The organism is Streptomyces sp. JB150 (assembly GCF_011193355.1).
In the GTDB taxonomy this organism is placed as follows: Bacteria; Actinomycetota; Actinomycetes; order Streptomycetales; family Streptomycetaceae; genus Streptomyces.
In genome coordinates, this window is record NZ_CP049780.1 from 2,023,778 (window position 1) to 2,041,504 (window position 17,727).

14 protein-coding genes are annotated in these 17,727 nt (G+C 71.8%); 4 read left to right on the forward strand and 10 right to left on the reverse strand.

Annotated features, from left to right (window positions below):
• Positions 1-31 precede the first annotated feature (31 nt).
• The 8 genes from G7Z13_RS09460 to G7Z13_RS09495 form a co-directional block, all read right to left on the reverse strand.
• On the reverse strand, positions 32-1,195 hold the full coding sequence (locus G7Z13_RS09460) for an oxygenase MpaB family protein (RefSeq protein ID WP_165997782.1): 1,164 nt from the start codon (positions 1,193-1,195) through the stop codon (positions 32-34).
• Between the two features lie 16 nt (positions 1,196-1,211).
• Positions 1,212-2,264, reverse strand: coding sequence for a polyprenyl synthetase family protein (locus tag G7Z13_RS09465; protein WP_165997784.1), 1,053 nt, complete (start codon positions 2,262-2,264; stop codon positions 1,212-1,214).
• Positions 2,257-2,544 carry a polyprenyl synthetase gene (locus G7Z13_RS09470; RefSeq protein WP_165997786.1) on the reverse strand — a complete coding sequence of 96 codons (288 nt, stop codon included), beginning with the start codon at positions 2,542-2,544 and terminating at the stop codon, positions 2,257-2,259. The genes G7Z13_RS09465 and G7Z13_RS09470 overlap by 8 nt, the downstream gene beginning before the upstream one ends.
• A gap of 132 nt (positions 2,545-2,676) precedes the next feature.
• Positions 2,677-4,056 (reverse strand): alpha-amylase family protein, encoded by a 1,380-nt coding sequence (locus G7Z13_RS09475; RefSeq protein WP_165997788.1) that lies wholly within the window; start codon positions 4,054-4,056, stop codon positions 2,677-2,679.
• A gap of 118 nt (positions 4,057-4,174) precedes the next feature.
• Positions 4,175-5,857 (reverse strand): glycoside hydrolase family 13 protein, encoded by a 1,683-nt coding sequence (locus tag G7Z13_RS09480; RefSeq protein ID WP_165997789.1) that lies wholly within the window; start codon positions 5,855-5,857, stop codon positions 4,175-4,177.
• A gap of 167 nt (positions 5,858-6,024) precedes the next feature.
• Entirely contained in the window at positions 6,025-6,933 is a 909-nt protein-coding gene (locus G7Z13_RS09485) for an ABC transporter permease subunit (RefSeq protein ID WP_165997791.1), read from the reverse strand.
• 13 nt (positions 6,934-6,946) lie between these two features.
• The gene (locus G7Z13_RS09490) at positions 6,947-7,948 is read right to left on the reverse strand and encodes a sugar ABC transporter permease (protein WP_165997792.1); all 1,002 of its coding nucleotides are present in this window, start codon (positions 7,946-7,948) and stop codon (positions 6,947-6,949) included.
• Positions 7,949-8,045: 97 nt separating this feature from the next.
• Positions 8,046-9,314, reverse strand: a complete 1,269-nt coding sequence (locus G7Z13_RS09495) for an extracellular solute-binding protein (RefSeq protein WP_165997793.1) — start codon at positions 9,312-9,314, stop codon at positions 8,046-8,048.
• 401 nt (positions 9,315-9,715) lie between these two features.
• On the opposite strand from G7Z13_RS09495, the gene G7Z13_RS09500 reads away from it, so the two are divergent.
• Together G7Z13_RS09500 and G7Z13_RS09505 are read left to right on the forward strand one after the other, a co-directional pair.
• Positions 9,716-10,750 (forward strand): LacI family DNA-binding transcriptional regulator, encoded by a 1,035-nt coding sequence (locus G7Z13_RS09500; protein ID WP_165997795.1) that lies wholly within the window; start codon positions 9,716-9,718, stop codon positions 10,748-10,750.
• 152 nt (positions 10,751-10,902) lie between these two features.
• Positions 10,903-11,793, forward strand: a complete 891-nt coding sequence (locus tag G7Z13_RS09505) for a phosphatase PAP2 family protein (RefSeq protein WP_165997796.1) — start codon at positions 10,903-10,905, stop codon at positions 11,791-11,793.
• Positions 11,794-11,826: 33 nt separating this feature from the next.
• Here G7Z13_RS09505 and G7Z13_RS09510 read toward each other — a convergent pair whose 3' ends face one another.
• Positions 11,827-12,741, reverse strand: coding sequence for a LysR family transcriptional regulator (locus G7Z13_RS09510; protein WP_166004801.1), 915 nt, complete (start codon positions 12,739-12,741; stop codon positions 11,827-11,829).
• Positions 12,742-12,832: 91 nt separating this feature from the next.
• On the opposite strand from G7Z13_RS09510, the gene G7Z13_RS09515 reads away from it, so the two are divergent.
• Positions 12,833-13,864, forward strand: a complete 1,032-nt coding sequence (locus G7Z13_RS09515; RefSeq protein ID WP_165997798.1) for a DMT family transporter — start codon at positions 12,833-12,835, stop codon at positions 13,862-13,864.
• A 147-nt stretch (positions 13,865-14,011) separates the two neighbouring features.
• Here G7Z13_RS09515 and G7Z13_RS09520 read toward each other — a convergent pair whose 3' ends face one another.
• The gene (locus G7Z13_RS09520; protein WP_165997799.1) at positions 14,012-17,011 is read right to left on the reverse strand and encodes a bifunctional [glutamine synthetase] adenylyltransferase/[glutamine synthetase]-adenylyl-L-tyrosine phosphorylase; all 3,000 of its coding nucleotides are present in this window, start codon (positions 17,009-17,011) and stop codon (positions 14,012-14,014) included.
• 191 nt (positions 17,012-17,202) lie between these two features.
• On the opposite strand from G7Z13_RS09520, the gene G7Z13_RS09525 reads away from it, so the two are divergent.
• Positions 17,203-17,721, forward strand: coding sequence for a pyridoxamine 5'-phosphate oxidase family protein (locus G7Z13_RS09525; protein WP_165997801.1), 519 nt, complete (start codon positions 17,203-17,205; stop codon positions 17,719-17,721).
• Positions 17,722-17,727 lie beyond the last annotated feature (6 nt).

The window sequence follows — 17,727 nt, forward strand, 5'->3', positions numbered from 1 at the left end:
GGCAAGGAATTTCAGCTGGGCTGATCCCGGGTCAGGAGGGAATGCGGGGCTCGGGCGGGGTCCAGCGGCGGGTGCGCGGCACCGCGGTGGAGACGCCGTAGTCCTTCTTGAGCTGTTCGGGAATGGCGTAGTGCATGACGCGTCCGCGGGTGAGGGAGGACAGCTCGAAGACGGTGGTGAGGTGACCGAGGCGGTCCAGGGCCCAGGCGCCGAGCGGTGAGCGGTCCTCGATGGTCTCCAGAACGCCCAGCAGACGGGGCACGGCCTTGACGGCGGTGTCCCACGGAGTGCGCGGCACCCGAAGCCAGTCGGCGCAGGTGTCGCCGACGAGGTGGCGGATGAGGGCGGAGACGATCGGGTCGAAGAAGGTGCCGGGCACGACCTCCTCGTAGAGGTCGATCAGCTGCCGGGTCAGGTGCGCGCCCTCCTCGGACGGCCCCATGTGGCGGATCATATAGAGGTCGAGGAACCGCCGGGCCTCGTCGAGGGTCTCGGGTACGGCGTCCTGGTCGACGCCGAGCATGGCGCCGACCACCCGCCAGGCGTAGTAGTACGCCTCCGCGCCCTCCTCCGACATGTGGATGCCCAGCCGGTGCAGGCTGTCCAGCACCAGCAGCGAGAAGAACATCTGGCCGCCGATCATGTCCTCCTGGCAGATCGGCGTGCCGAGCGCGCCGGTGTCCCACCGGTCCTCGCGCAGAAGGTGGTGGCGGATGGCGGCATGCAGCAGGCGGACCTTCTGGGCGGCGGGGATGAAGCGGCTGCCGGCCTCGAAGGCGTCGGGCCGCATCAGGTGGACGGTGAACTGGCCGGTCTCCGCCATCCGTTTGGAGGGGTACTTCAGCCCGTGCGTGGCCGACAGCAGCCTCGCCACGTGCGGGACGACGTAGCAGGCGGGCATGGAGGCGAAGGACAGGGCGGTGGAGATGTGCACGTTGTTGTCGAGGAAGAACAGCCGAGCCTTCTCCATCTGCCCCCAGTCGACCCAGGCCGGTGGCGCGCTCGTGGCCTGGAGGTACTCGCGGGCGACGTCGGGCAGTCCGTCCGGCAGCGGGGCGCCCGCGGTGGAGACGTAGCGCATCAGCGTGTTGAACTTCCCCACCTCTCCGCGCTCGAAGAGGGTGGTGACGGTGGCGTCGGCGAGTTCGTCGCCGGTCCGCCGCAGGGCGTCCATGGATGCCTCGGTGTACGTCATGGGGCTCTCCTCCGGGTCAGGACGGGCGGACCGCCGCCGAGTGCGCCAGCGCGGTCAGGGCGGCCGAGGCGTGCGGGGGGACGTCCAGCTCGTGCAGCGCGTCGAGGGCTTCCTCGACGCGTGCGGTGATCATGTCCTCGACGCGGTCGGGCGTGCCCAGCCGGCGCATGATCTCGCGGACCGCGCCCAGGCCGTCCGTGTCCAGGTCGCGCCGGCCCAGGAGGGCGCCCAGCCGCTGCCGGTCGTCGTCCCCGGCGACGCGCCAGGTCTCCGCCAGCAGGGCGGTGGGCCGGTGCCCGCGTACGTCGTCGAGGTTGGCCTTGCCGGTGTGTTCAGGGTCGCCGAACAGGCCGAGCAGGTCGTCCCGGAGCTGGAACGCCTCGCCCAGCGGCAGCCCGTAGGCGGAGCAACCCTCGCGCAGCCGCTCCCCCGCCCCGGCGAGCGCGCCGCCGATCAGCAGGGGCTGCTCGACGGTGTACTTGGCGGTCTTGTACCGGATCACCTTCAGCGACGCCGCGATGTCCGGCTCGGCGCCGGTGCGCAGGATCTCCAGGCACTCCCCCGCGATCAGCTCCCGGGCGAGCAGCGACCACAGGGGGCGGGCGCGGGCGAGGTAGGCGGCGGGCAGACCGCTGGTGGTGAACAGCTGCCCGGCCAGCCCCATCAGCAGGTTTCCCACCAGCATGGCCAGGGACCGGGCGGCGGCGACGGCGCGCGGGCGGCGGCGTACGGCGCCGCGCAGCGCGATGTGCGCGGTGGGGCGGCCGTGCCGCAGCGGGCTGTCGTCGATGAGGTCGTCGTGGACGACGGCGGCGGCGTGCACGAGTTCCACGGCGGTCGCCGCGCGCACCAGGGCGTCGCTGTCGGGCTGCCCCGCCGCGCGCCAGCCCCAGTAGCAGAACGCCGCCCGCAGCCGCTTGCCGTCCGCGACCGCCGCGCGGAGCTGGTCGGCGACCGGAGCGAGGGCCGGGTCGATGTCCGCGAACCGTTCGGCCTCGTCGGCGGTGAACGCGTGGAGCACCTCGTCGACGCGGGCCTTGAACGCTGCCGGGTCCCAGCGCTCAGTCATCGTCGGCGGCGGCTCGGGACCGGGCGTACCGGGAGTTCCGGGCCAGGATCTCCAGGTGGGGCGGGGGCGGGGACGCGTACCGGTCCAGCGCCAGGCGCCCGCGTGCCATCAGGTCGCGCTCGGCGTCGGCCGCCAGCTCGGCGGCGTCCGAGCGGCGCAGCAGCCCCCGCATCGTGCCCAGGGCCGTGCCGAGCGCGCTCACGGCCAGATCGGCCAGTCCGGCCGCCAGGAGGACGGCCCGTTCGTCCGGGCCCGCCTGTCGCCCTGCTTCTCGTGTCATCGCTCTCCCCCACCCGAGCTGGTACGGGCGGCGCCCAAGGCGCGCCGCCCGTACCAGGATCACGACACGGTCGTCGGGACGGAGCGGGAACTCACGACCGGGCGATCACTCGCCCACGAGTGCGAACCGGGTTCAGCAGCTCGGCTTGCCCGCGTAGATCGCCAGCGCGGTGTTGGCGCCCAGGGTGGCGGTGAACTGGCCGCTGGAGTTCACCGTCACGGTCGTGTTGTTCTGCACGTTGCAGTACGTGCCCGCGGGCAGTGAGGTCTGGTAGGTGCGGGTCAGGGAGCCGGACTCGTGGTTGATGGCCACGTATCCCTTGTTCCCGCGGCCGAACGCGATCGCGTCGCCGCCGTTGTCCCACCAGTTGGTGACCGCCGTGCCGCGGGTGGCGTTGCGGAAGGCGACCATGCGCTCGATCTCGGGCCAGGCGTGCTGGCACTTCCAGCCGGCCTGCCAGCAGGCGTCGACCCGGCCGTTGTTGGGCGGGCCGGCGTCGTGGTCGGTGAACTCGTAGCCGGAGTTGATGTCGGGGGCGCCGTAGGGCCAGGCCAGCATGAAGACGCTGGCCAGGGTGTAGTTGGCGCCGTCCTTGTAGCTGAGCGTGGAGCCGTTGCGCTCGGTGTCGTGGTTGTCGACGAAGACGCCCGCGACCCCGTTGTTCAGGTAACCCCAGCCCTCGCCGTAGTTCTTCAGGTAGGCGAGGTTCTCGTTGGTGAAGACCCGCTTGAGGTCGTAGGCGTAGCGGAACTCCTGGACGTCGCCGTTGCCGGTGTACTCGGTGGGCTGGACGGCCTCGCCGGCGCCGTAGATGACCTCCTGCTTCCAGTACGCGGAGGGGTTGGTCAGCCGCGACTTGATGTTCGCGAGGTCGGCGGCGGCCATGTGCTTGGCGGCGTCGACGCGGAAGCCGTCGACGCCGAGCGAGAGCAGGTCGTTCATGTACCCGGCGATGGCGCCGCGGACGTAGTTCTCGCCGGTGTCCAGGTCGGCGAGGCCGACGAGTTCGCAGTTCTGGACGTTCCAGCGGTCCTGGTAGTTGGTGATCTGGCCGGTGCAGTTGTCGAAGTCGTACGACGAGTACAGGCCGGGGTAGTTGTACTTCGTGTACGACGAGCCGCCGGTGCCGGTGCCGTTGCCGGCCGCCATGTGGTTGATGACGGTGTCGACGACGACCTTCACGCCGGCCGCGTGACAGGTGTCGACCATGTTCTTGAAGGCGGCGCGGTCGCCGAGCCGTCCGGCGATCTTGTAGCTGACCGGCTGGTAGGAGGTCCACCACTGGGACCCCTGTATGTGCTCGGCGGGCGGGGAGACCTGCACGTAGCCGTAGCCGGCGGGGCCGAGGCGGTTGGTGCACTCCTTCGCCACGGAGGCGAAGTTCCACTCGAAGAGGACGGCCGTGACGTCCTTGGTGCCGGGCGGGGCGGCGTGGGCGGCGGTGGCGGGGGCCAGGAAGGCGGCCGCCGCGGCGAGCGCCAGGGCGCTCGAAACGGTTCTGCTGATGGCCATGTGGGGTTCCTTCACCATCGAAGGGGTCGTTGAAATCTTGCAGAAACCTTGCGGTGGCCAGATGTTAAAGGCCCGCTGCCCAAAAGGGCAGCGGGCCGTCGGAAGTTGCTGCAAGAAGTTACACAGCCGTGCTGAACCACACGGTGGTGTCGGCGGGCACCTTCACCTCGCCGTCGCCCTCCTGCACCTCACCGCTGGCGAGCAGCGGCCGCCCGTACGCCGGGGTGGTCACCGACTCGCCGCCGGTGTTGGCGACGCAGACGAAGTCCCCGCGCCGGAAGGCCAGGACGGCCTCGGGCGCCTTCAGCCACTCGACGGCGTCCCCGGCGCCCAGGTCGGGGTGGTCGCGTCGGACGGCCAGCGCGGTGCGGTACAGCTCCAGGGTGGAGCCGGGCACCCCGGTCTGCGCCTCGACGCTCAGCTCGGCCCACTCGGCGGGCTGGGGCAGCCAGCTGCCGCCGCTGCCGAAGCCGTACGACGGTCCGGTGCGGGTCCACGGGATCGGCACCCGGCAGCCGTCGCGGAAGCCGTCCTGGCCCGCGCCGCGGAAGTACGCCGGGTCCTGGCGCACCTCGTCGGGCAGGTCGACGACGTCCGGCAGGCCCAGCTCCTCGCCCTGGTAGATGTAGGCGGAACCGGGCAGCGCCAGCATCAGCAGGGTCGCGGCGCGGGCCCGCCTCAGGCCCAGTTCGCGGTCGCCGGCGGTGCGGATCTGGGTGCCGAGGCCGGGCGGGTTGGCGAACCGGGTGGCGTGCCGGGTGACGTCGTGGTTGGACAGCACCCAGGTGGCGGGGGCGCCGACCGGGCGCATGGCCTCCAGGGTGCGGTCGATGACGGTGCGCAGCTCCTTCGCGTCCCACTCCGTGCCCAGGTACTGGAAGTTGAAGGCCTGGTGCAGCTCGTCGGGGCGGACGTAGTTGGCGGTGCGCTCGACGGTCGGCGTCCACGCCTCGGCGACGAAGATGCGCTCACCGGCGTACTCGTCGAGGATCAGCCGCCATTGGCGGTAGATCTCGTGCACGCCGTCCTGGTCGAAGAACGGCATGACATCGTTGCCCAGCAGCTTCAGCTGGTCGTGGGCGCCCAGGTCGGGCAGGCCCTCGGCCTTCACCAGGCCGTGGGCGACGTCGATGCGGAAGCCGTCGACGCCCATGTCCAGCCAGAAGCGCAGGATCGAGCGGAACTCGTCGCCGACCGCCGGGTGGTCCCAGTTGAAGTCGGGCTGCTCGGGGGCGAACAGGTGCAGGTACCACTCGCCGGGGGTGCCGTCGGGCTCGGTGACCCGGGTCCAGGCGGGGCCGCCGAAGATGGACTCCCAGTCGTTGGGCGGCAGGTCGCCGTTCTCGCCCTTGCCGGGGCGGAAGTGGTAGCGGTCCCGCAGCGGGGAGCCGGGGCCCTCGGCGACGGCGCGCTTGAACCACTCGTGCTGGTCGGAGGAGTGGTTGGGCACCAGGTCGACGATGATGCGCAGGCCCAGCTCGTGGGCGTCGCGGATGAGGGCGTCGGCGTCCAGGAGGTTGCCGAACATCGGGTCGACGGCCCGGTAGTCGGCGACGTCGTAGCCGGCGTCGGCCTGCGGGGAGGCGTAGAAGGGGCTGAGCCACACCGCGTCCACGCCGAGGTCGCGCAGATACGGCAGGCGGGAGCGTACGCCCTCCAGGTCGCCCATGCCGTCGCCGTTGCTGTCGGCGAAGCTGCGCGGATAGACCTGGTAGATCACCGCGTCCCGCCACCAGTCGCGGCGCTTGGCGACGGTGGCGACGGCGGAGTTCGGTGCCGGGTCGGCAGTGTGCTGGCTCATGGCGTCCTTGATCTGTAACCGATTCGAGGTCATGGAGGCGTGGGTACGGCGGCAGGGGGCGTGGGGTGAGAGGCGGCCCGGCCTCGGTGACAGCGGGGTCGGAAGGACACCGCGGCCGGGCCGCCACCCGCGCGGTCAGGGCGCGGGAGTCTTCTCGAGCAGGGCCGTCAGCCCTTGGTGCCGCCCGCGGTGAGTCCCGTCACCAGGTTCTTCTGCACGAGGTAGAAGAACGCCGACACCGGGATGGCGATGAGCACCGCGGTCGCGGCCATCAGGTTGCGCTGGGCGTCGTGCTCGCTGACGAAGCTCTGCAGGCCGACGGCGAAGGTGTACTTCTCGTCGTCCAGCAGGAACGTCGTGGCGAAGGCGACCTCGCCGAAGGCGGTGATGAAGCTGTAGAAGGCGGCGACGGCCAGGCCCGGCCGGGCGAGGGGCAGGATCAGCCGGAAGAAGGTGCCGAACGGGGAGAGCCCGTCGACCCGGCCGGCCTCGTCGATCTCGAAGGGGATGGTGTCGAAGTACCCCTTGAGCAGCCACGCGCAGTACGGGACGGCGGTGGAGCAGTAGACGAGGATCAGGCCGAGGTAGGTGTCGATGAGCTGGAGCTCCGACAGGATCTGGTACATCGGCACGATCAGCACGGCGATCGGGAACATCTGGGTGCACAGCAGCACCCACATGAACTTCTTGTAGCCGGGGAAGCGCATGCGGGAGACCGCGTAGCCGGTGGTGGCCGCGATCATCACGCCGATGACGGTGGTGCCGAGCGAGACGATCAGCGTGCTCTTCAGCCAGTCGAAGAAGTTCGTCTCCTGGAGCACGAAGCTGTAGTTGTCCAGGGTCATCGTCGACCAGATGCGCCCGGGGTGCAGATAGTCGTCCTTGTCCGGGCCGAGGGACAGGAAGACCAGCCACACGATCGGGAAGAGGGCGATCAGGCTCGCGACGGTGAGCAGGCCGTGGGAGAGGAGGGTCCGGGCGAGGCCGCGCTCGCCGCGGCGGCGCGCCGGGCCCGGCGCGGGGGCGGGGGCGGCCTGGTCCACGGCGGCGGACTGGGTGACGGTCGTGGTGCTCATGGGGGCTCCTGCCTCAGATCGCGGCTTGCTCATCGCGGTTCAGCCAGCGGCGGTAGAAGGAGGTGAAGACGATCAGGATGCCCAGCAGCAGAATGCCGTAGGCGGCCGATTCGGCGAACTCGCGCGGCTGCTGTCCGAAGCCGAGCTGGTAGGCCCAGGTGACGAGGATCTGCGCGTCGGGGGCGGTGTTGCCGAACAGCAGGAAGATGATGGCGAACTGGTTGAACGTCCAGATGACGCCGAGCAGGACCACGGTGGAGCTGACCGAGCGCAGGCCGGGCAGGGTGACGTAGCGGAACTGCTGCCAGCGGGTCGCGCCGTCCATCTCGGCGGCCTCGTACAGGGTGCTGTCGATCGACTGCAGGCCGCCGAGCAGCGAGACCATCATGAACGGCACACCGCACCAGGTGTTCACCATGATCGCGGCGAACCGCTGCCAGAAGGTGTCCTCCAGCCAGGCCAGGGTCGGCAGGTGCAGGAAGTCGAGGGCGGAGTTGATGATGCCGCTGTCGGCGAGCATGAAGCGCCAGCCGAAGACGGTGACGAAGGTCGGCACGGCCCACGGCAGCACCAGGATCAGCCGGTAGAAGGTGCGCCCGCGCAGCTTCTGGTTGAGCAGCAGGGCGAGGCCGAGCCCGATGGAGTAGTGCAGGGCGACGCAGGCCGCCGTCCAGAAGATGGTCCAGATGAAGTGCGACCAGAAGCGGTCGTACGCGGTCTCGCCCCAGAGGATGTCCGCGTAGTTGTCGAACCCGATGAACTTGTAGGTGGCCTCGATCTCGTTGACGCCGATGGTGCGGGCCGAGTTCAGGCTGTCGGCGTCGGTGAGCGTCAGGTAGAGGCCGTAGCCCAGGGGGTACAGCACCAGGGCGCCGAGCACGACCACCACCGGGGTGATCATCGCGTAGGCGTACCAGTATTTCTGGTAGCTGTGCTGGAGACGGCGGCCCAGGCCGGGCCGGGGACCGCGGTCACCGCTCCGCTTGCCGGTCGCACGGTCGATGGCGACTGTCATGGTTCGACACCTTCTGGAAGATTCGGTACGGCTCACAGGCCGATGGCCGCCGGATCCTTCCCCCCTCTGTACTGGAGGATCCGGCGGCCACACGGGCTTACTTGGTGAAGTCCGGGACCAGCTTGGCGATCGCGGTCTCAGCGTTGCTCAGTCCCTCGTCCAGGGACACCTTGCCGCCGGCGACCTTCAGCAGTTCGTCGTCGAGCGGACCCCACAGCGAGCTGTACTCGGGCAGCGCGGGACGCGGCTGGGCGGCGGCGAGCACCGTCTGGTAACCGGCGATGCCCGGGTCGGCCTTGACCTGCTCGGTGTAGGCGTCGTCGCGCGTCGGCAGCGTGTTGTTCTTCAGGGCGATGGTCTCCTGGGCCTTGGCCGAGGTCATGAACTTCACGAACTTCAGCGCGGCCTTCTGGTGCGCCTCGTCCGAGCCCGCGTAGACGGACAGGTTGTGGCCGCCGGTCGGGGCGCCCGCCTTGCCGGTGGAGCCGGCCGGGACGGTGGCGATGCCGAGGTTGCCCTTGTCCTTGAAGGCGGAACCCTTGTAGAAGTTCGTGATCTCCCACGGACCCTGGATGATCGAGGCGACCTTGCCGCTGACGAACGCCTCCTGGATGTGGGCGTAGGCGTCGGCGGTGGTGTCGGCCTTGTGCAGGCCCTTGCCGTCGAAGAGGGACTGCCAGGTGGCGTAGCCCTTCTTGGCGGCGGGCGAGGTCACCGTGATCTTCTTGGCGTCGACGTCGACGGTGTCGGCGCCCTCGCCGTAGAGGAAGGACTGGGCGTAGTAGGCCTGGGTGGAGCCCCAGTAGCCGTCGACGCCGGTCTTGGCCTTGATCGTGGCGGCGGCCTTCTTCAGGTCGTCCCAGGTCTTGGGGGCCTCGACGCCGGCCTTCTCGAACAGTTCCTTGTTGTAGACGAGGGCCAGGGTGTCCGTGGTGAAGGGGACGCCGTAGGTCTTGCCCTCGTACTTGGCCTGCTCGATCAGGTTGGGCTTGAACTTGTCCTGCTCGGCCAGGGCCTCGGTGCCGTCCAGCGGCAGGAAGAAGCCCTTCTTGGCGAAGGCGGGGGTCCAGCCGACCTCGGAGCGCAGCACGTCCGGGGCGCCCTTGGAACCGGCGGCCGTGTCGAACTTGTTCTGCGCCTGGTCGAAGGGCACGTTGACGTACTTGACCTTGACGTCCTTGTTGGCGGCCTCGAACTCCTTGACCAGGGCCTTGTACGTCGGCGCCTCGTTGGTCGCGTTGGAGGTGTCCCACCAGGTGATGGTGACCGGCCCGTTCGAGCTGTCGCTGCTGTCGTCGCCGCCGCAGGCCGTCGCCGCGAGAGCGAGGGACGCCACCAGCGCGGTGGCCGCTATGCCACGCCGCATGAGTTCTCCTTGAGGGTAAAGCCCGTGAGGTGGGCCGCCAGGGAGGCCCTGACAGGAGGCGGCCCCGTCTGCCGCTTCCTGTCGACTTGCCGACTGCGCCGTTGCGGCCGCCGGGCGACGTGAACGTAACAGCGATGCAATAGTTGCGAAAGACCTTGCAGAAAAAAAGTGCAAGGCATCACCGAAGTTATTCGGGCGTGACCTGTCGTAGACCGCTGTGAGACCGTTGTTCTACGGGGTTGAGCGGGCACGGACCGTGTTGTGCAAGACTTGCAAGCTCTTGCTGTTCTTTTCAATGAGGGGACGCCATGTCGCAGCAACCCGCAGCGCGCCGGTCAACCGCTCGCACCCGGCGTCCGTTCGGTGGGCAAGGGGAGACCTGGCCGGTACAGTCGCACCCTGTGACCACACGGCTTGCGGACATCGCTGCGCAGGCGGGGGTGAGCGAGGCGACCGTCAGCCGCGTCCTCAACGGGAAGCCCGGCGTCGCCGCCACCACCCGCCAGTCGGTGCTGGCCGCGCTCGACGTGCTGGGCTACGAGCGCCCGGTGCGGCTGCGGCAGCGCAGCGCCGGACTGGTCGGGCTGATCACGCCCGAGCTGGAGAACCCGATATTCCCGGCCCTCGCCCAGGTCATCGGCCAGGCGCTGACCCGGCAGGGCTACACCCCGGTGCTCGCCACCCAGACCCCCGGCGGCTCGACCGAGGACGAGCTGACCGAGATGCTGGTGGACCGCGGGGTCGCGGGCATCATCTACGTCTCCGGACTGCACGCCGACACCACCGCCGACATGCAGCGCTACGAGCAGCTGCGGGCGCAGGGCGTGCCCTTCGTCCTCGTCGACGGCTTCTCCCCGAAGGTGCAGGCGCCGTTCATCTCCCCCGACGACCGCGCGGCGATGACGCTCGCGGTGACGCACCTGGTCTCGCTCGGCCACACCCGCATCGGCCTGGCGCTCGGACCCAAGCGGTTCGTGCCGGTGCAGCGCAAGATCGAGGGCTTCGTCCGGGCCGTGCAGGAGCAGCTGGGGCTGACCGCCGAGGTGGTCGAGTCGGAGCTGATCCAGCACTCGCTGTACACGCTGGAGGGCGGCCAGGCCGCCGCCTCCGCGCTGATCGGCCGGGACTGCACGGCGGTGGTGTGCGCCAGCGACATGATGGCGCTGGGGGCGATACGCGCGGCCCGGCAGCTCGGGCTGGACGTACCGAAGGACATCTCCGTCGTCGGCTTCGACGACTCCCCGCTGATCGCCTTCACCGATCCGCCGCTGACCACCGTCCGCAAGCCGGTCCCGGCGATGGGGCAGGCCGCGGTGCGCACGCTGCTGGAGGAGATCGGCGGCACCCCGGCGCCGCACAGCGAGTTCGTCTTCATGCCGGAGCTGGTGGTGCGCGGTTCGACCGCCTCCGCCCCGGTACACCGCCATCGTCCGTGACACGGCCGTGAATCCTCCGCCGGGCGGAGGGGCGCCGGCGGGCACCGTGCGGTCGTAGTACGCCGATATGTCCGCCGGGTGGAGAACGTGCGTCCGGAACCCGACCGGGGGATGATCGGGAGGGGAACGCTTTTCTGGCAGACTCTGTGCCCATGAGTGAGACGACCGTGACGACACCGGAAGGCCCTGCCGAGGCCGTTCCGCACCACGTCGCGGACGATGTCACGGACGAATCGGGTCAGACCGCGCGCAGCGTCCTGCGCCGGCTGCGCAGCCCGCGCCGTCCCCGGCTGTGGTTCGAGATTCTGCTGATCGCGGTGAGTTACTGGACGTACTCGCTGATCCGCAACGCCGTACCGGAGCAGAAGGCGGAGGCGCTGCGCAACGCGGACTGGATCTGGAAGGCCGAGCAGCAGCTCGGCATCGCCGTGGAGCAGTCCGTCAACCACGCGGCCAATGCCGTGACTTGGCTGATCGTGGGCATGAACTACTACTACGCGACACTGCACTTCGTGGTGACGCTCGGCGTGCTGGTGTGGCTGTACCGCAGCCACCCCGGCCGCTACGCGGCGACGCGCCTGGTGCTGTTCGCGACCACGGGCGTCGCGCTCGTCGGCTACTACCTGTATCCGCTGGCCCCGCCCCGCCTGATGACCGGCGGCGGCTTCATCGACACCGTCCTGGTCCACCAGACCTGGGGCTCCATGGCGTCCGGCGACCTGAAGAACATGTCGAACCAGTACGCCGCGATGCCCTCGATGCACATCGGCTGGTCCCTGTGGTGCGGCGTGACGATCTTCGCGCTGACGCGGGTGCCGTGGGTGCGGGTGCTGGGGCTGGTGTACCCCGCGGCGACGCTGGTGGTCATCGTCGCCACCGCCAATCACTTCTGGCTCGACGCCGTGGGCGGCATGCTCTGCCTCGGCTTCGGCTACACCGTCGCCCGCGCCTGGTACGGCGCCCTGCCCCACGCCCTCCCCCGGCTGGTCCACCAGCCCGCGGCGGCCCCGCACCGGAGCGCCCTGGAGCCGACGAAGGCGTGACGGCCGCGCGGGGGCTCCCCGGCGCCCCCGGCGCTATCGCGCCGTCGCGCGACGCGCGTCCTGGCGCGGCGCCGCGCCACCGCCTCCCGCCGCCTCCCTCAGCGACTCGATGAAGGCCGTCAGGGGCGGCTGCGCGGGTGCGGCCGGGCGCAGGGCGGCCAGGATGGTGCGGGCCGGCGTCGGGGGCTTCAGGCGGCGGACGGTGACGTCCGGGTGGGGCGTGCCCAGGCCCAGCCGGGGGATCAGGGTGACGCCGAGGCCGGCGGCCACGAAGCCCTGGGCGGTGAGGTAGTCCTCGCTGTCGACGACGAAGCGGGGACGGAAACCCGCGGCCGCGCAGGCGGCGAGCTGGGCGTCGAGGCACGGTCCGGGCCACTCGCTGCCCACCCACGGCTCGTCGGCCAGCTCGGCCAGGTCCACGCTCCGCCGAGCGGCCAGCGGGTGCCCCTTGGGCAGGACGGCGAGGTAGGGGTCGTCGAGCAGGCGCAGCAGGCGTACGCCGTCCCGGGCGCCTTCCTCGCCCACCACCAGCGCGATGTCGGCCCGGCCCTCGCGGACGTCGGTGAGGGGGTCCTGGGGATCCGCGAGGCGGAGTTCCACCTGCACGCCGGGGTGCAGCGTCCGCAGCCGCGCCACCGCCGGGGCGACCAGCGCCGCGCCCGCCGTGGCGAAGTACCGCACCGACAGCCGCCCGGTGCGCCCCGCCAGCAGGTCGGCGAGCGCGGTCTCGGCCTCGGCGACCCGCCGGGCGATGGCGTCGGCGTGCTCGGTCAGCAGCAGCCCCGCCGCCGTGGGCCGCACGCCGCGCCCCGCCCGCTCCAGCAGGTCCGTGCCGGCCTCCTTCTCCAGGGCCGCGATCTGCTGGCTGACCGCGGAGGGCGTGTACCCGAGCCGCGCCGCCGCCGCGGTCACCGAGCCGGTGCCGACGACAGCGCGCAGCACCTGCATCCGTCGCACATCAAGCTGCATGTAGTTCAGCTTAAACGGATTGCAGAACTTTTCACTTGTCCTGAAGGGAAAAGGCGTCCAGCGTGGAGCCATGCCCCTCGCCTCCACGCTCCGTATGGCCGCGCTCGCCCTCCTCTGGGGCTCGGGCTTCCTCTGGATCAAGGTCGCCCTCGACCACGGCCTCTCCCCCGCCCAGATCACCATCGCCCGCTGTGGGCTCGGCACCGCCGTCCTGCTGCTCCTGGCCCGCTGGGCCGGCCAGCGGCTGCCGCGCGACCGGGCCACCTGGGGGCGTCTGGTGATCGCCGCGCTGTTCTGCAACGCCCTGCCCTTCGCCCTGTTCGGCATCGGCGAGCAGACCGTCGACTCGGGTGTCGCGGGCGTCCTGAACGCGACGACCCCGCTGTGGTCCCTGCTGATCGGCGTCCTGCTCGGCACCGAGCGGGGCCTCGGCCGGGCCCGCCTGGCCGGACTGCTGCTCGGCTTCGCCGGCACGGTGCTGATCTTCGCGCCGTGGCAGCGCTCGGGCCTGCTCGGCTGGGGCGCGGCGGCGCTGCTGGCCGCCGCCGCGAGTTACGCCGTCGCCTTCGCCTACATGGCCCGGCATCTCACCGACCGGCGGGCCCCGCTGGCCCTGTCCGCGGCCCAGCTGCTCACCGCCACCGCCTGGAGCGCGTTCGCCCTGCCGGTGGCCGGCCCGCTGGACGCCGACGTCACCGCGCTGCTCGCGGTCACCGCCCTCGGCGTGCTGGGCACCGGCGTCACCTTCTACCTCAACTACCGCCTCATCGCCGACGAAGGCCCGACGAGCGCGGCCACGGTCGGCTACCTGCTGCCGGTGGTGTCGGTGGCGCTGGGCGCGCTGGTGCTCGGCGAGCAGGTCGGGGCGCGGGTGGTGGCGGGGATGGCCGTCGTCCTGCTGGGCGTGGCGATGACCCGGCGCACCCCCGCCCCACGGGACGCGGCACCCGCGGCCCCGGCGTACGACGCCTCGAAGGCCGGCGTCCCGGGGGGCGGCGTCTCGGAGCGTGACGTACGGGAGCCTGGCGTCCCGCAGATCGGCGTCCCGGAGCGGGGCGTCCGGGAGCCTGGCGTCCCGGAGACCGGGCGTCCCCGAGCGTGACGCCCGGCAGCCCGGCGTCCCGGAGCGGGGCGTCCCGCAGCGCGACGCGCGGCGGCCGGGCGTCCCGGAGAACGGCGTCCCTGAACGTGACGCACGGAAGCCTGGTGTCCCCGAGCCTGACGTGCGGGAGCGGGGCGCCGCGGCCGCTCATGCCCCGTAGAACAGCTCCTCGACCACGCCCCGCGCGCGGCGCGTGGTACGGCGGTAGGCGTCGAGCATGTCGCCGGCGTGGCCGGGGCCGTACCCGAGGTAGCGGCCCACGGCGGCCAGTTCGCGCGGGTCCGTCGGGAAGGTGTCGCCGGCCCGGCCCCGGACCAGCATCACCGCGTTGCGCACCCGGGTGGCGAGCACCCACGCCTCGTCGAGGACCGCGGCGCTCTCGGCGGAGATCAGACCGGCCTCGCGGGCCGCGGCGAGCGCCTCGCGGGTCCGGGTGGTGCGCAGCGCCTCGTGGGCGGCACCGTGCCGCATCTGGAGGAGCTGGACGGTCCACTCGACGTCGGACAGGCCGCCCGGTCCCAGCTTGGCGTGCAGCTTGGGGTCGACGCCCCGGGGCAGCCGCTCGGACTCCATGCGGGCCTTCAGGCGCCGGATCTCGCGTACGGCGTCGTCGTCGAGGCCGCGCGCCGGATAGCGCAGCGGGTCGATCAGCTCGACGAACCGGCGCCCCAGGTCCTCGTCCCCGGCGACCGGCTCGGCCCGCAGCAGCGCCTGGGACTCCCAGACCAGGGACCAGCGGCGGTAGTAGGCCTCGTACGACTTCAGGGAGCGGACCAGCGGCCCGGACTTGCCCTCCGGGCGCAGGTCGGCGTCGATCAGCAGGGGCGGGTCGGCGCTGGGGATCTGCAGCAGGCGGCGCATCTCGGAGACGACCCGGTTCGCGGCCTGCCCGGCCTCCCGCTCGTCGACGCCCTCACGCGGCTCGTGCACGAACAGCACGTCCGCGTCGGAGCCGTAGCCGAGTTCGTGGCCGCCGAAGCGGCCCATGCCGATGACGGCGAAACGGGTCGGCAGCTCGTCGCCCCAGTTGTCGCGGACCACCGCGCGCAGGGTGCCGGCTAGGGTCGCGGCGGTCAGGTCGGACACGGCCGCGCCGACCCGGTCGACCAGGGCGCCCTGGTCGGCCTCGGCGGGGCGGTCCTCGGTGCCGTAGGAGCCGACGATGTCGGCGGCGGCCGTACGGAACAGTTCACGGCGGCGCACGCCGCGCGCCGCCGTGACCGCCTGCTCGGCGCCGTCCGCGCGGCCGACGGCGGCCAGGACCTCCTGCTCCAGATGGGCCCGGCCGCGCGGCTCCAGGCCACCGCCGCCGTCGCCGTCGCCGAGCAGCGCGACCGCCTCGGGCGCGCGCATCAGCAGGTCGGGGGCGAGCCGGCCGGCGGACAGCACGCGGGCGAGGTTCTGCGCGGCGGCGCCCTCGTCGCGCAGCAGCCGCAGGTACCAGGGCGTCTTGCCGAGCGCGTCGGACACCTTGCGGAAGTTCAGCAGGCCCGCGTCCGGGTCGGCGGAGTCCGCGAACCAGCCGAGCAGCACCGGCAGCAGGGTGCGCTGGATGGCGGCCTTGCGGGACACGCCGGAGGCCAGCGCCTCCAGGTGGCGCAGCGCGGAGGCGGGGTCGGCGTACCCGAGCGCAACGAGCCGTTCCCGCGCGGCCTCGGGGCTGAGCCGGGCCTCGCCGGGGGCGAGCTGGGCGACCGCGTCGAGCAGCGGCCGGTAGAACAGCTTCTCGTGCAGCCGGCGCACGACGGCCGCGTGCCGTTTCCACTCGCGGTTCAGCTCACCGACCGGGTCGGTGCGCAGGCCCAGCGAGCGGCCGAGGCGCCGCTGGTCGGCCTCGTCCTCCGGGACGAGGTGGGTGCGGCGCAGCCGGTAGAGCTGGATGCGGTGCTCCATGGACCGCAGGAAGCGGTACGCGTCCTCCAGCTGGGCGGCGTCCGCGCGGCCCACGTACCCGCCGGCGGCCAGCGCCCGCAGCGCGTCGAGGGTGGTGCCGCTGCGCAGGGAGGCGTCGGCCCGCCCGTGCACCAGCTGGAGCAGCTGGACGGCGAACTCGACGTCGCGCAGCCCGCCCGGCCCCAGCTTCAGCTCGCGCTCGACCTCGGCGACCGGGATGTTCTCCACCACGCGCCGCCGCATCTTCTGTACGTCGGCGACGAAGTTCTCCCGCTCGGCGGCCTGCCACACGAGGGGGTCGAGGGCGGCGACGTACTGCTCCCCCAGCTCCCGGTCGCCGGCCACGGGCCGGGCCTTGAGCAGGGCCTGGAACTCCCAGGTCTTGGCCCAGCGCTGGTAGTAGGCGAGGTGGCTGGAGAGGGTGCGCACGAGCGGGCCGTTGCGTCCCTCGGGCCGCAGGTTGGCGTCGACCGGCCAGATGGAGCCCTCGACGGTGGTCTCGGAGCAGATCCGCATCAGGTGCGAGGCGAGCTTGGTGGCGGCCTTGAGGGCCTTGCTCTCGTCGGCGCCGCCCGCGGCCTCGCCGACGAAGATGACGTCCACGTCGGAGACGTAGTTCAGCTCGTGCCCGCCGCACTTGCCCATCGCGATCACCGCGAGGCGGCACAGCGCGGCGTCCTCGGGCGCGGCGGCCTCGGCCAGCCGCAAGGCCGCGCGCAGGGTGGCGGTGGCCAGGTCGGCCAGTTCGGCGGCGGTCTCGGCGACGTCGGTCGTGCCGCACACGTCGCGGGCGGCGATGGACAGCAGGCAGCGCCGGTAGGCGATCCGCAGCGCGACGGGGTCGCCGGCCCCGGCCAGTTGCCGCTCGAACTCCTCGACGCCCGGATGCAGGTCCCGCGGCTCGTACATCACCAGCGCCTGCCAGTCGCCCGCGTGCCGGGCCAGGTGCTCGCCGAGCGCGACGGACGCGCCGAGCACCCCGAGCAGCCGGTCGCGCAGCGGCTTGGCCGCTGTCACCGTGTCGAGCAGCGCGCGGCGGGCGGCCGGGTCCGGCTGGGCCTCCAGCAGCCGGACGAGCCCGCGCAGGGCGAGATCGGGGTCGGCGGTGGCGCCCAGCGCCTCCAGCAGGACGGGGTCGTCGCGCACGGCTGCCAGCTCGGGGCTGTCCAGCAGCCGCTCGGCGGAGGTGGCGTCGGTGAAGCCGTGCCGCAGCAGCCGCGTGAAGGTACTGCTCCTGCGCCCCGGCGCCGTCATCCCAGCCTCCCGTTCCCGGTCACCCTCGTACGGCGACGCGTCGCGTACGAGATCACTGTCGTACGAGCCGAGCCTAACCGCAGCCGTGTGCGCGGGCTCCGATGAGTTCGGGGGGTGGACGGGGTCTGTACCGGTGAGCGCGGGAGGACGCGCTGGGGGGACGGGTCGGAGCAAGTGCCGGGAGGACGCCCATGACGACCGACGGACACCCGCGGACGCACCTGGATCCGCGCTACAGCGACGAGACGGCCACCGCGACCCCGTGGCCGGAGGCCGAGAAGCTGCTCGCCGGGGCCGAGCTGTTCTGCTTCTCGACGGTACGGCCGGACGGCCGCCCGCACGTGACCCCGCTCCCGGCGGTCTGGTCGGCGGGTGAGCTGCACTTCTGCACCGGGCCGGAGGAACGCAAGGCCCGCAACCTGGCGGCGAACCCGCAGGTCGTGCTGACGACCGGCACGAACACCTGGGACCGGGGCTACGACCTGGTGGTCGAGGGCGAGGCGGTCCGCGTCACGGACGACGGGCGGCTGCGCGAGCCGGCGGCGGCGTGGGAGGAGAAGTACGGCGCGTTCTGGCACTTCGAGGTCCGGGACGGGTTCTTCCACCACGGCCCCGGACACGCCGTCGTCTATTCGGTGGCGCCGCGCACGGTTTTCGGCTTCGGTAAGGGACAGCCGTTCAGCCAGACGAGATGGCGGTTCGGTGCGTAGGCCCGT

Coding starts and splice junctions, on each gene's coding strand:
- G7Z13_RS09485 (WP_165997791.1), bottom strand. CDS start 6,933: ATGAGCACCACGACCGTCACCCAGTCCGCCGCCGTGGACCAGGCCGCC.
- G7Z13_RS09515 (WP_165997798.1), top strand. CDS start 12,833: ATGCCCCTCGCCTCCACGCTCCGTATGGCCGCGCTCGCCCTCCTCTGG.
- G7Z13_RS09475 (WP_165997788.1), bottom strand. CDS start 4,056: ATGGCCATCAGCAGAACCGTTTCGAGCGCCCTGGCGCTCGCCGCGGCG.
- G7Z13_RS09520 (WP_165997799.1), bottom strand. CDS start 17,011: ATGACGGCGCCGGGGCGCAGGAGCAGTACCTTCACGCGGCTGCTGCGG.
- G7Z13_RS09460 (WP_165997782.1), bottom strand. CDS start 1,195: ATGACGTACACCGAGGCATCCATGGACGCCCTGCGGCGGACCGGCGAC.
- G7Z13_RS09490 (WP_165997792.1), bottom strand. CDS start 7,948: ATGACAGTCGCCATCGACCGTGCGACCGGCAAGCGGAGCGGTGACCGC.
- G7Z13_RS09480 (WP_165997789.1), bottom strand. CDS start 5,857: ATGAGCCAGCACACTGCCGACCCGGCACCGAACTCCGCCGTCGCCACC.
- G7Z13_RS09510 (WP_166004801.1), bottom strand. CDS start 12,741: ATGCAGGTGCTGCGCGCTGTCGTCGGCACCGGCTCGGTGACCGCGGCG.
- G7Z13_RS09495 (WP_165997793.1), bottom strand. CDS start 9,314: ATGCGGCGTGGCATAGCGGCCACCGCGCTGGTGGCGTCCCTCGCTCTC.
- G7Z13_RS09465 (WP_165997784.1), bottom strand. CDS start 2,264: ATGACTGAGCGCTGGGACCCGGCAGCGTTCAAGGCCCGCGTCGACGAG.
- G7Z13_RS09525 (WP_165997801.1), top strand. CDS start 17,203: ATGACGACCGACGGACACCCGCGGACGCACCTGGATCCGCGCTACAGC.
- G7Z13_RS09505 (WP_165997796.1), top strand. CDS start 10,903: ATGAGTGAGACGACCGTGACGACACCGGAAGGCCCTGCCGAGGCCGTT.
- G7Z13_RS09470 (WP_165997786.1), bottom strand. CDS start 2,544: ATGACACGAGAAGCAGGGCGACAGGCGGGCCCGGACGAACGGGCCGTC.